The sequence below is a fragment of the Tolypothrix bouteillei VB521301 genome, assembly GCF_000760695.4.
GTDB lineage: Bacteria > Cyanobacteriota > Cyanobacteriia > Cyanobacteriales > Nostocaceae > Scytonema > Scytonema bouteillei_A.
Window position 1 is genome coordinate 1,744,865 of the sequence record NZ_JHEG04000001.1, and the last position, 13,560, is coordinate 1,758,424.

At 41.8% G+C, this 13,560-nt stretch carries 7 protein-coding genes; 4 read left to right on the top strand and 3 right to left on the bottom strand.

Annotated features, from left to right (window positions below; translation table 11 throughout):
- Positions 1-107: 107 nt before the first annotated feature.
- Together HC643_RS07050 and HC643_RS07055 are read left to right on the top strand one after the other, a co-directional pair.
- Positions 108-2,306 (top strand): PAS domain-containing sensor histidine kinase, encoded by a 2,199-nt coding sequence (locus HC643_RS07050; protein ID WP_038090618.1) that lies wholly within the window; start codon positions 108-110, stop codon positions 2,304-2,306.
- Between the two features lie 223 nt (positions 2,307-2,529).
- A complete protein-coding gene (locus HC643_RS07055; RefSeq protein ID WP_050046331.1) occupies positions 2,530-5,496 on the top strand; it encodes a GAF domain-containing protein in 2,967 nt (988 codons plus the stop codon).
- Positions 5,497-5,503: 7 nt separating this feature from the next.
- Here HC643_RS07055 and HC643_RS07060 read toward each other — a convergent pair whose 3' ends face one another.
- The 3 genes from HC643_RS07060 to HC643_RS07070 form a co-directional block, all read right to left on the bottom strand.
- Positions 5,504-5,779 (bottom strand): hypothetical protein, encoded by a 276-nt coding sequence (locus tag HC643_RS07060; protein ID WP_137986462.1) that lies wholly within the window; start codon positions 5,777-5,779, stop codon positions 5,504-5,506.
- Positions 5,780-6,260: 481 nt separating this feature from the next.
- On the bottom strand, positions 6,261-6,956 hold the full coding sequence (locus tag HC643_RS07065; RefSeq protein ID WP_038090630.1) for a haloacid dehalogenase type II: 696 nt from the start codon (positions 6,954-6,956) through the stop codon (positions 6,261-6,263).
- Positions 6,957-7,028: 72 nt separating this feature from the next.
- A complete protein-coding gene (locus HC643_RS07070; protein ID WP_038090631.1) occupies positions 7,029-7,760 on the bottom strand; it encodes a class I SAM-dependent methyltransferase in 732 nt (243 codons plus the stop codon).
- A gap of 640 nt (positions 7,761-8,400) precedes the next feature.
- On the opposite strand from HC643_RS07070, the gene HC643_RS07075 reads away from it, so the two are divergent.
- Both HC643_RS07075 and ptsP read left to right on the top strand, forming a co-directional pair.
- Positions 8,401-10,896 carry an ATP-binding protein gene (locus tag HC643_RS07075; protein WP_162002267.1) on the top strand — a complete coding sequence of 832 codons (2,496 nt, stop codon included), beginning with the start codon at positions 8,401-8,403 and terminating at the stop codon, positions 10,894-10,896.
- A 121-nt stretch (positions 10,897-11,017) separates the two neighbouring features.
- A complete protein-coding gene (gene ptsP, locus HC643_RS07080; protein ID WP_050046328.1) occupies positions 11,018-13,552 on the top strand; it encodes a phosphoenolpyruvate--protein phosphotransferase in 2,535 nt (844 codons plus the stop codon).
- Positions 13,553-13,560: the final 8 nt, after the last annotated feature.

Sequence of the window (13,560 nt, forward strand, 5' to 3'; positions counted from 1 at the left end):
GGGGCGCTTAAATTAGGCATTGGGGAAAAAGTCTCCCGCGATCGGTAGGCTTTCAACCACCCTAGCCTTCAATCCCTAACCCCTTAGTAAAGATTTGGTCAAAGCGAATGGCGACCATATTAAAAACATTACAAAAGAGTTTGACAAAGGTTTTTTTCGCTACCGATGTACTAACAGGTAGCTCCATAACTGATGAGTATAACGCTTGGCGCAATCATTTTTTGTGGCAAAGATTGCGTCTGGCGGTGTGGGTTGCCATCATTCTAGTCTTGAGCTTTGTTTGCCTGAGCATTTCCGATATGTTCTTTCCATTAAAGGAGTTAACTGAGTTTCCCAAAGAACTAAAACCTCGTATTTTTCCCCTGTATGGTGCCATGATAGTCGGCTTGTTGACTTGCCTAACCCTACATAAAACTCGGTTTGGGCGTCGTTATCCGGAAATTATATTCTTGGGGTTATCTTGGTCAATCACACTGGTAGAACAGGTTTGGGCAACATTCAACGGTTTAGCCATACCCGATCTTATTATTTGGTTTTTGATGTTTTTGAGCCTAGCCATATTCATACCAGTTCGATGGATTCTTCACTTGGTTGCTCAGCTGGTTGTCATCATTTACTTTTTTGGTATAAATACAGCACTGGGATTGAAGCTACCGCCACCAGAAAATAATCGGCCGATCTACAGCGTCATGATGATTTTAGCCTTATTTTGGTGTTGTTTCATTTGTGACCTTGGTGTCTACCTGTACGATCGCCTGCAGCGTTCTGAGTTTTCTGCAAAGCGAGCCCTGGAGGAAGCATATCAAAAACTAACAGCTACAGAAGCTAAATATCGCAGTATCTTTGAAAACGCAGTGGAAGGAATTTTTCAAAGTACACCCGATGGACGTTATATTACAGCCAATCCTGCCCTTGCTAAGATTTATGGATATTTGTTACCTGAAGAAGTGACAGAAAATTTTACCGATATCGAACACCAACTGTACGTCAATCCAAACCGTCGTGATGAGTTTATGCGTCAGGTGGAGGAGAAGGGCAATATCTCTGAGTTTGAATCCCAGATATATCGCAAAGACGGGAGCATTGTTTGGATTTCTGAGAAAGCATACGCAGTTCGAGACGAAAATGGAAATATTCTTTATTATGAGGGTTTAATTGAGGACATAACCAAGCGCAAACAAGCTGAAGAAGCGCTACAGGAGCAGCTTGATTTTTTGCAAGTGTTGATGAATACAATACCAACACCCGTTTATTATAAGAACCATCAAGGCTTATATATGGGCTGTAACAAGGCTTTTGAAGAAGCTTTAGGTTTCAGTAAAGAGCAAATTCTGGGCAAAGATGTATATAATTTTACATCAAAGGATATAGCAGATAAAAACCATCAAGCAGATCTGGCATTGTTTCAACAACAAGGAGTTCAAACCTATGAAAGCAATCTTATCTACAAAGATGGCGTCCAACATGATGTGATATTTTATAAAGCAACATTTTCTAAAGCAGATGGAACCCTTGGTGGGTTGGTAGGAGTTATTTTGGATATCAGCCAACGCAAGCGTACCGAGGAAGCACTTAGAGTCTTTTTCCATGCAGTTTCTCACGATCTACGCAATCCCGTGTTGGGCACTTTGATGGTGTTAAGGAATTTGCTGGAGCGGGGATTGGAGTCGAAAGACAAGGGGGGGGAAGAACCTTCTCAATCGCAATTCATCAATCGCCAATCCGTCATCCCCGTACCGCGTTCTATCTTAGAACGAATGGTACAGAGTAGCGATCGCCAATTGAGTTTAATCAACTCTTTGATGGAGGCGCATTCGAGCGAAGTGCAAGGTATTTTATTGCAACGCCAACTCATACAACTCTCTGCTGTGGTGGAAGCTGCTATTGCAGATTTAGAAGCGATACTGCAAGAAAACCAAGATACTGTCAGAAATTTGGTCAACGCAGATTTACCACCAATTAATGGCGATCCAACACAACTCTGGCGGGTTTATACAAATTTGCTCATCAATGCTATTAAACACAATCCCCCTGGATTAGATATTACCCTCAACGCTACATTTGAGGGCGATCGCATTTATTGCACGGTTTCTGATAACGGTGTGGGAATGACGAAGCAACAGTGCGAGAGATTATTTGACCTTTACTTTCGAGGTGGAACTGCTCGCAATTCTTTAGGTTTGGGTTTGGGTTTGTATATGTGTCGGCAAATTATTAAAGCACATGGTGGCGACATTGGTGTGAAAAGTACTCAAGGCGCAGGAGCAACCTTCTGGTTTACATTACCTTTTGTTGACCAAAATTAAAAATAAAGGATGAAACCTCGAGCGATGGATGGAGATAGACGCTCCCTCGTTAAAATCACAAGACATTTGGGAATAATAATTCAGAAAAGCGGGAAAACAATTCTTTACTCGGAGGCGGATATCATGATGCTGGCTGGTTTTGAAATAACAGAGCACATCTACTCTATTTGCGTCTGAGTAACAACAGTGTATCCCTTTCATCGAAAATACTATCCAAACTGTTATGTCCGGTACCACAGGCGTTCCAGAAGCTTTAGACTTGGCAGCAATTATCAAAGCTTCGCAAACGATTTTTAGCGAAATTCAGCTTGATAAGTTGCTTGCCAATTTAGTACAAGTTGTCATTGAAAATACAGGAGCAGAAAAATTTGCTTTAATTCTGCTTAAAGGTAACAGCTTGGTCATTGAAGCCATTACTGGCGCTGACAAAAGGATAACAGTTTTGCAATCTATCCCTGTTGAACACAGTCACGAGATTCCTATTAGCCTCATCAACTCTGTTAAAAGCACCTTAACAACCCTGGCAATCGATAATGCCGTTGCTGGGTCAGATTTTGCTACCGATCCCTATATTCTCCAGCAAAAGCCCAAAAGTTTGTTGTGCAGTCCTATCATCAACCAAGGGAAATTAACTGGCATTCTGTATCTGGAAAACAATTTAACGGTTGGCGCGTTTACGAGCGATCGCTTGGAATTCCTCAAGCTTTTGACGGCTCAAGTGGCTGTATCGTTAGAAAACGCGCAACTTTATGCCGCTCTGTCCGCACGTACCACAGATTTACAGCAAATTGTAGCAGAATTACAGAAAGAGATCGGTATTCGCAAACAGGCTGAAACTTCACTAGCAGCAAGCGAAGCACGCTTTAGAACTATTGCGGCGACTATGCCTGGTTGTATTTTTCAATTCTGCAATCGCAATGGTGTTTGGAGTATTGACTACATGAGTGAAGGCATCTATTCCATTAGTGGTGTCACAGCAGAGGAAATGATGCAAAATATAAATACCTTTATTTCTTGCCTGCACCGAGATGATGTGAACGATTACATTGCTTCGGTGACAGAAGCCTTAACGAATCTAGCTCCCTGGCATTATGAAGGACGGCTGATAAAATTTAATAAAGAGATTAAATGGTGGCAAGGTGACTCGATACCTACTAAAAATGAAAAGGGTGAAATTATTTTCTGCGGTACTCTAGTAGATATAACCGCTCGTAAAGTTGCAGAAGAAGAACGAAAACAGGCAAAAGCTCAATTAGAGAATAGAGTTGCAGAACGTACAACCGAACTACAGCAATTGATATTGAAGCTAGAACGTGAAATTGAAGATCGCAAACGGGTAGAAATGGCTCTAGCCGAAAGCGAAACACGGTTTAGAACCATTGCCGCAACTATGCCCGGTAGTATTTTCCAGTTTTCTGCCACTCATGGAGTTTGGAAGATCGATTACGTGAGCGAGCGTTTGCAAGAGGTGAGCGGTGTGACGGCTGCAGAGGTTATGCAAGATTTCAATAACTTTATTATCCGCCAACATCCTGAAGACATGGAGCGCTACCTCGCGAGCATTATAGATTGCGTGCAAAACCTGACAGCATGGCACTATGAAGGGCGGTTGGTAAAACCGAGTGGTGAAATACGTTGGTGGCAGGGAGACTCAATGCCGACTTTTAACGAGAAGGGTGAGGTTATCTTTTGTGGTGTGTTGTTGGATATTACTGCTCGCAAACAAGCAGAAGCGGCGTTACAAGAGCGCAAGGAAATTTTGCGGCAATCAGCAGAGCAACTCAAGCAGCAAGCGCAACGGGAACAACTGCTCAACCGCTTGACTAACTTAATTCGCAGTTCCCTTGATTTTGAGACTACCTTAGCCACAGCTGTCCGTGAAATTTGTAAGTTGTTGCAGATCGATCGCTGTAGCTTTGCTTGGTACCACTACGACACTTTAGAACCTTACTGGGATGTGGTACAAGAGTCCTGTCATCCCGATTTACCCGACCATAGAGGGCGTTACCCGTCTTCTGTCGTTGGTTGTATACCAGAGAAACTGGTGCGGTTGGAAATGTTGCGGGTGGATGACATGGATAAGGTTACCGATCCGATATGGCAGGAGTTGGCTCGCTCGCTGGGCTACAAATCGCTTTTGATTATCCCCATGCAATCCTCCACTGTTGGAAGTATTGGTGCTATTTGTTGCAGCCACACTCAAAGCGTGCGAATTTGGACAGATGAGGAAGTGGAGTTGTTAGTTTTAGTGATGGAGCAGTTAGCGATCGCCCTCAATCAGGCAGAGCTTTACACTCAAACTCAAACGAGAGCAAAGGAACTTGAAAAAGCCCTCGACTCACTTCAAAAGACGCAAGCCCAGCTGGTGCAAAGCGAAAAAATGTCCAGTTTGGGTCAACTTGTGGCTGGAGTTGCTCATGAAATTAACAACCCCGTCAGTTTTATCTACGGAAATATCACTCACGCTATTGAATATACTCAAGACTTACTACATTTATTGCAGTGCTACCAACAAGAATACCCCAACCCGACACCCAACTTAGCAACAGAAATTGAAGCAATTGAATTCGATTTTTTGGTAGAAGACTTACCTAAACTCCTTCATTCTATGAAAATGGGCGCTAACCGAATTCGAGAAATTGTTCGCTCTCTCCGCACATTCTCACGTTTGGATGAAGCCGAAGTTAAAGAGGTAGATATTCATGAGGGTATTGATACAACCTTGATGATTTTACAAAACCGCCTGAAAGCCAAACCAAATTGCCCAGAAATTCAAATTATTAAGGAATATGGTAAATTACCTCTGGTTGAATGTTATGCCGGACAACTCAACCAAGTCTTTATGAACATTTTGGTGAATGCTATTGATACGCTAGATGAATGTTGTCCAAACTTCAAACATCAAGTCGGGACAATTACTATTCGTACTCATTTAACAAATCCCGATACAATTTCTATCCACATTATTGATAATGGCTTGGGTATGAGTGAGGCAGTTAAAAGCCGTTTATTTGACCCCTTTTTTACAACTAAACCTGTCGGTAAGGGTACGGGTCTGGGCTTATCTATCAGTTACCAAATTGTCGTTGATAAACATCAAGGTACTCTCAAATGTTACTCTACTCCAGGTCAGGGAACAAGATTTGAAATTATGATTCCACGCCAACAGAAACAGCAGCAAAAGTCATAAGTGTCAGTCATTGTTGCTGTGAAGAGCGATAGAAAAGAAAGATCTCTCGCTCTGACATTTTCTCCCAAGATTGCGTGAGATCTTTAATACTTACCTCTTCATGAGTATTAGTCACAGCAACGAGAATCTGAAATACCAAAGGAGTCCATATAGAAAGACAAAGTAATGTCAAAAGCCCTACAAGTATTTTAGAGTGAGTTTTTCTTGGCTTTGGTAGCTCCGATTGATAGCTACAAACTATCTGGGGAGACCAAAAATGATTATCAAATTCGTAGTAACTCATATCTGTACCCTCTGTTAGCGTTTCTATTATTTCAGTATGTTCAATAAACTCAATCGAATTTAATACTAATAGTATTAAAAACAAAATAGATGAAAGCTGACCAAAGTTGTATTCCAAAAAATAACTTTGGAAGTTAACTTTTCGGGAAAACTGTCAATTACCAACAATAGCCGGTAACTACTCTCTGTTCGGTTACAATCGGAAAATGGTACGATTCAGTTAGCCGCACCCATCGATCGCATCACATGGCGCTAGGAGTGCTCGGAACATTGCTCTCTAAGTTAGAGAGCAAAAGTGAAGAACTTGTGGAGAAGCAATTTATTACGCAAGAAAATAAGCTCTGGCAATTGCCAGAGCAACACCACTCCTTGCTAATGTGTGTATCTAAGTTTACTCTGAAAATCGAAAAAATGAAATCGGTGTTTTTGCTGTTTTTGGCTTGCAGACTCGTTTTAACAAAATAATAATATTTCTGACGTTGTTAGAGTTGTATCATTTCAGCCAAAGTTTTTAAATTGGGGACTTCTAAATCTGGGTTGCTTACAGCAGCTAGAGTCGCACCCAAACCTTCTTTACCGAACCTGCGATTCACCCACACTGTCGATAGCCCTAAAGCCTTGGCAGGAACAATATCATGGTAAATGCTACCAGCAACGTGTAGAATTTTTTCAGAAGGAATGCCAAGGCGGGCGATCGCAACTTGAAAGTTTTGCAAAGAAGGCTTGTAACTTTTCACTTGTTCGGCAGTGATGACTGAATCAAACTCAACCTGTAAATGCTTTGCTGTAAAGGCAAACAAATCATCATCAACATTAGAAATAATTGCCAACTTCAATCGCTTTTTCAGAATGTGGAGGGCTTCAACAGTATCTGGGAAAGGTAGCCAGTGTTTGACAGAGTCAGCAAGTGCGGTTAACTCAACAGAAGAAGGTGTAAAGTCAAAGTGTTCGCCAAACTTCTGCACAACTCCCTGGAGAATATTTTTGTACTGGCGATACTCTCCCCCTTCGAGTTGAGATTCAAAACGCGCAAATAATTCTAGAATTCCATCCTCATTCAGTTGAATTTGATGGGCATCCAGAATAGGTTGCAGTGCTTTTATGACCCCTGTTTCCCAATCAATAAGAGTTCCATAGCAATCAAAAGTTAAGACTTCGTACTGATTCAAGTTCATCATGAGAATTTTGGAGTTGAGATTTTGAAGTTTGGACTTTAGATTCGGAATTAAGCGAAGCTTTTTCCTGTAGTATTAAACCTGCTTGCAAGCACGAAAGATGAGAAACCCAGGTTTTGTCGTCAACCTTTCATAAGCTTCGGGGTAAAGCCGCTTGCACTCCTCTGTCGGATGTGGCTCAATAATGTGTTCTATAGCAAATCCCGTCTTGGTGAGTGCTGCAGTCATTGCGCTGAGGGGGCGGCGGTAAAAACGCACCCGCACTGGTTTACCGCCGTACCCTTCCCATGAATCTTCTAGTAACTCCGTGGCAAAGTAGTTTTCCTTTTCAAAAAGAAGAAAATCCATAAACGGATGGTGTGTGGAAAACTGTAGCAATCCTTTGGGTGATAGAATGCGGTGAAACTCCCTAAAAACGCTTTCCCAATCTTGAATGTAGTGAAGGGTTAAGGAACTCAGGACAATATCAAAGGAATTGCTACGCAAAAAAGTGAGGGGTTGGTTTAAATCGGCTTGGTAAACTTGAGCGCGATTTTGAAGTCTTTGTCTTGTTAAGTCTATCATTTTGTTACTGATGTCAATTGCAACAACATCAGCACCATGATTTACCAACCATTCTGCATACACGCCTCCCGCACAGCCAGCATCTAAGACTCGCTTGTACCTGACATCCGGTAACAAAGAGAACATAGCAGGTCTTTCATAATAAGCATTGTAAGCATTGGACTCAGTACGGCTGACATATGCTTCTGCAAATGCTTCATAGTCATTAAACGCCTTGTTATCCTGTATGCTATCTAGACTCATAATCTTTTCCCTATTTGCTACAGATAAGGCTAGCAGTTAGCGTTTCGGGTTTTTCAGAATTCCGTGTTCTAGCTGTAAATTTTTGCAACAAATATTTTGCGATCTAGCACCCACTCAATCGCTCGTTGTGAGAAACAATGCGTATGGGTGCTGGCGTACCGCCTATCGCTGTTATCTTCAACTCGGAGGCTAAAGCACGATCTGGCATCGGTCCCTTTTCAAAATAGCCTGTGCAGTGAGGATAGCCCCTAATTTATCTGGGAAAGGCAGAGGGCAGAGGGCAGAGGGCAGAAGGGAGGAATAAGTATTAAAGGTAACAAGTAATCCCCTCTATTCCGTCTGACCTCTGCCAAAGGGAACCCCTAAGCCCCCCTTAAAAAGGGGACTTTGCATAAGTCCTATATTTGATGATTTTCTTTCTATAAGAAAAATCTTTATATGTCAACCAACGCATTTATTGCGGATTATTTGGATTCAGCATGGCAGTGAGGAAGTTGCGATCGAGCAACACAATTGTTAAGTTACCTGAATTCCTGGGAACCATATATCTGACACTTGCTAGGAATCGTCATATATTAAAATGCCGTTACAAAACCATGCACAAGTTTTATTCAAAAAATTTTTAATAGTTTTTTTGCCAATGTCCGTTTTGCTTGGTGCCGTACTGGGGGGTCTCTATTACGGAAAAATCCGGGCGGAGAGAACTGCTATAAAAATTAGTGAAATCCGCAAGATAAAAATGCAAGCTAGAGTCATAGTAGGAAACTTTAACTTGGTGCTCTCGGATTTGATGGTTCTGTCAGAACAAATAGAATTCCAGGAAATCTTGCAAGGAACTAATGAACAAAACTCAACACTCGCTGAAGAATTTTTCTCTTTTTCACAACATAAAAAAATTTACGACAAAATTCGTTTTTTGGATACCACAGGTCAGGAAATTGTTAGAGTAGATTTTAACAGCGATCGCCCAAATATAATTCCTCAAAAACAATTACAATTTCAACTAAAGCGCTACTGGTTTTATGAGACTTTAGGTCTAAACAAAGGAGAAGTGTTTGTCTCTCCCTTGGACTTAAATATTGAAGGAGAAAAAGTTGAGCAACCACTCAAGCCGATAATTCGCTTTGGAACTCCAGTTTTTGACGAGCGGGGTAAAAAACGGGGTATTATTATCCTCAATTATTTTGGTAAAAAGCTGCTTGACTCGTTTGTACAAGTGAGCTATGGGACACCCGGTCAGTCAATGCTTCTGAATGCTGATGGATACTGGTTGAAGGGAGCAACAAAGTCTGATGAGTGGGGATTTATGTTTCTCGATCGTCAAAACCACACCTTTGGCAAAGTGTTTCCTGAAGTATGGAAGCAAGTTTCTCAACGAGAATCCGGACAATTACAAACTTCTGAAGGATTGTTTACTTACACAACAGTTTATCCATTATTAGAAGGGCAAATACCAAACACGGGATCGAGACAGGCTTTGACATCCGCTAAGGGTCAAATAAATCCTCGTTCTTACTACTGGAAGATTGTCTCGCAAGTACCGATAGAAGCTTTCGATCTTAGGTCCAATGGATTACTTCTTGAATTACTCTATCTTTATATAGGATTGGTAGGAGCAACGGGAATTGGTTCTTGGATATTAGCAAAAGCAAGTGTCCACCGTCAGATGACTGAAATAGAATTAACCAAATCTCAAGCTCGCTTGCTAGAACTTGCCGAACGAGAAAATTTGTTAAAAAGATGTCTGTCAAGCCAAATTCGTAACTCTCTAGAACTCGATAAAATTCTTAGCACGGCAGTTGCTGAAGTTCACAAGCTCCTCCAAATAGAGCGTTGCCAATTTTTGTGGTGTTATATAGAAGATAAATCTAGCCGATTTGAACTGAGTCATGAGGCTTGTCGTGGGGATTCGTTAACCCCCCTTGGGTCTTCTCCTATTGAAAAAGTTGAAATGTTAAGCCAAGCAATTATTCAAGAAAAGTTTCTGCAATTGGATAATGTTTTGACAGATGCACGTTTGGATAGCGCTAGCAAGGACTTTTTACAAAGTTTGGGCTTGACTTCTTTAGTAGCAGTGGCAATTTACACTCATTCCAATCGGTTGGGAGTGCTTGTTTGCCAACAAACGAAAGATGTCCGTATATGGAGCAACAATGAAGTTGAACTAATTTTGGGAGTGGCAGATCAATTAGCGATCGCGATTGACCAAGCGGAGTTATATAACCAAAGCCGTGCTGCTACAGAAGCTGCTACTATCCAAGCTGAAAAACTTACAAAAGCTTTACTTCAACTACAACAAACCCAAGCCCAACTGATTCAGACTGAAAAAATGTCTAGTTTGGGTCAAGTTGTGGCTGGGATAGCGCATGAAATTAATAACCCCGTTAACTTTATTTATGGTAACTTAAATCATATCAAACAAGATATACAACATTTGCTAGAACTCATAAAACTTTATCAAAACTCTTATATTATTCCCACTCCTGAAATACAAGCTTATCTTGAAAGTATAGATCTAGATTTTATCGCAGAAGATTTACCAAAAATGATAACTTCCATGAAAATGGGTTCGGACCGCATTCGTCAAATTGTCATGTCCTTGCGTAACTTTGCTCGACTAGAAGAAGCAGAAATAAAGTCTGTCAATATTCATGAAGGAATAGATAGTTCTCTGTTGATATTGCAACATCGTCTTCAAGAAAAAAGTCCCAAGCTTCAAATTGAAATTATTAAATATTATAGTAATCTACCCAAGGTAGAATGCTATCCCGGACAACTCAATCAAGTTTTTATGAATTTGCTCAATAATGCTATTGATGCTATAGAAGCATTATTGTTAATGCTACCTTTATCCACGAACAAGCAAGGACAAATTGTTATTTGTACTGAAATGTCTGACTCCAAAAATATTTCTGTAAAAATCAAAGATAATGGAGTTGGTATGAACGAGGAAGTCAAAAAAAGAATTTTCGATCCTTTCTTTACAACTAAACCCATAGGCAAAGGAACTGGATTGGGTTTATCTATCAGTTACCAGATTATTACAGAAAAACATCACGGAACTATTGAGTGTCTATCGGAACAGGGAAAGGGTACAGAGTTTTGGATTAAACTTCCGGTGCAACAAAATGGTTAATAATAAGGAATATTACATCAGGAAGTGATGTTACAGTTTTTTAATGCGTCTTATAACTCTTTCTGCTTTAATCTCTGTAGGTGGTTAGGTTAAAGCTATTAGGAGAGTTGACGGAGTTGCCGTGGTTGGAATTGTCATTGTCTCTCATAGTAAACAACTCGCAGAAGGAGTCTGCGAACTAGCAGCACAGATGGCTCAGGGTAAAGTCCCCCTATCTGTGGCTGCAGGAATTGACGATCCAGAGAATCCGCTAGGTACAGACCCCATGCAGGTTTATGAGGCGATCGTCTCCGTTTACAGTGATGAAGGTGTCGTCATTTTAATGGATCTGGGAAGCGCTTTGATGAGTGCAGAAATGGCGATCGAGTTTCTCACTAGCGAACAGCAACAAAAAGTCCATTTGTGTGAAGCCCCACTTGTTGAAGGAGCAGTCGCAGCCGCAGTCGCAGCCGCATCAGGCAGCAGTGTACAGCAAGTGATGGCTGAGGCAAGGGGGGCTTTGACGTCAAAAGTGACTCAATTGGGTATAAGTACTAGTCCATCATTTGCCAGCAACCAAGGTCAAATTACAAAACATCAAGGACAAACCACAAAAGAAATACACGTAACTATCCGTAATAAATTGGGATTGCATGCCCGCCCAGCCGCTAAATTTGTCTCAACAGCAGCTCGTTTTCAATCTCAGATTGTTGTATCCAATTTAACTCGAAAAACGGCAGCAGTACGCGCTGACAGTATCAACCAAGTTGCCACATTGGTTGCACGTCAGGGACATAAATTAGCGATCGCAGCCAGTGGTGCTGATGCAGATGAAGCACTCAAAGCATTACAAGAACTTGTTGACAGTAATTTCGGCGAACAAGAAGATATCCCCTCTCCCTCCCTCCCTCCCTCCCTCACTCACTCACTCCCTCCCTCCCCCCATCACTTCCTACAAGGAATCCCAGCCTCTGGTGGAATTGCTATTGCACCAATTTTTAGTTATACTCCAGTATCCATTCACGTTCAGAAATACCACGTAGATGATGTAGAAACTGAATGGCAGCGTTTGCGGGTCGCAATTCAAGTTTCAAAAGAAGAAATTCAATCGCTGCTTTCACAAGCGTGTACTCAAATTGGTGATGCAGAAGCTGCAATCTTTGATGCCCATCTGCTGTTTTTAGAAGACCCCGTACTGTTAGAGGCGGTTCACCAACGCATCTTTCAACAGCACCAAAATGCAGAAGTTGCTTGGCAAGAAGTTGTTGAAGAACTCGTAAATAACTACCGTTCTTTTGAAGACCCCTACTTACAAGAGCGAGTTGCAGATATAGTAGACGTAGAGCAAAGAGTGTTGCGTTTGCTGATTGGATTTCAATCTCATATTAGAAATTCTGATTCCTCTCGAGATAATTTGAATCCTTCAGAACCAGCTATTTTGATTGCTTCAGATCTAAGCCCTTCGGAGACAGCTAGATTAGACCGGGCAAAAGTGCTTGGCATCTGCACGACTTCTGGCAGTGCTATTTCTCACAGTGCTATCATAGCCCGAAGATTGGGTATTCCGGCAATTGTTGGTTTACCAGAAGAAGTTATGCGTTTAAGCAACGGTGCGATCGCAGCAGTTGATGGCGATACTGGTAGGATGTGGGTGAATCCAGAATCGGAAGTTTTGAATGCACTATCCGCAAAACGCGATACACAGCAAGCTGTTCGCCAGGAAGCACTAGCAACAGTATTCAATCGAGCAGTGACACGGGATGGAAGACGGATTGATGTGTTCGCTAATATAACAGGCATAGCAGATATAGAAGAAGCATTAAGATTTGGGGCAGAAGGAGTCGGGTTGTTTCGCACCGAGTTCCTTTATATGGAACGAATTACCCCTCCTTCTGAAGAAGAACAGCAATTGATTTATTTGAGTGTAGCCCAGCAACTCGGCAAGCGTCCGTTGATTATTCGGACTTTAGATGTAGGCGGAGATAAGCCAATTTCTTATTTAAATTTGCTATCTGAAAATAATTCCTTTTTAGGTTGGCGTGGAATTCGCTATTGTCTCGATAATCCTGAGATTTTTAAACCTCAGTTACGGGCGATTTTAAAAGCCAGTCCCCAACATCAAATGAAAATTATGTTTCCGATGGTTGCTACTGTGGAAGAAATACGGGCAGCGAAGGCAATTCTGGTAGAAGTACAGAGTGAATTACGTCAAGAAGGCATTCCCTTTGATGAAGAAATGGAAGTGGGCATTATGGTAGAAGTTCCTTCAGCTGTTGCGATCGCGGATAAACTAGCCACTGAAGTTGACTTTTTTAGTATTGGAACCAACGACCTCAGCCAGTATGTTATGGCAGCCGATCGCACGCATCCACTCGTAGCCAACTTAGTAGATGCCTTCCACCCCGCAGTCTTGCGAATGATTCAACAAACCGTCCAAGCAGCACGTACAGCCGGGATTTGGGTAGGGTTGTGTGGGGAACTCGCATCAGATCCACTCTCTACACCGCTCCTACTAGGATTGGGGCTGAATGAGGTCAGCCTGAATCCTCGGTTTATTCCGGCATTTAAGCAAGCGATCGCTCAATTGACTGTGGCGCAAGCAGAAGCGATCGCAACTTCTGCATTGCAACAAGATTCCGCACAAAAGGTCAGAGCGTTACTCGCACAAGCGGTATAACTTTAAAA

What these genes read in the sequence shown, in the direction of transcription:
- HC643_RS07050 (WP_038090618.1), top strand. Translation starts at nt 108, where the DNA reads ATGGCGACCATATTAAAAACATTACAAAAGAGTTTGACAAAGGTTTTT.
- HC643_RS07055 (WP_050046331.1), top strand. Translation starts at nt 2,530, where the DNA reads ATGTCCGGTACCACAGGCGTTCCAGAAGCTTTAGACTTGGCAGCAATT.
- HC643_RS07060 (WP_137986462.1), bottom strand. Translation starts at nt 5,779, where the DNA reads ATGAGTTACTACGAATTTGATAATCATTTTTGGTCTCCCCAGATAGTT.
- HC643_RS07065 (WP_038090630.1), bottom strand. Translation starts at nt 6,956, where the DNA reads ATGATGAACTTGAATCAGTACGAAGTCTTAACTTTTGATTGCTATGGA.
- HC643_RS07070 (WP_038090631.1), bottom strand. Translation starts at nt 7,760, where the DNA reads ATGAGTCTAGATAGCATACAGGATAACAAGGCGTTTAATGACTATGAA.
- HC643_RS07075 (WP_162002267.1), top strand. Translation starts at nt 8,401, where the DNA reads ATGTCCGTTTTGCTTGGTGCCGTACTGGGGGGTCTCTATTACGGAAAA.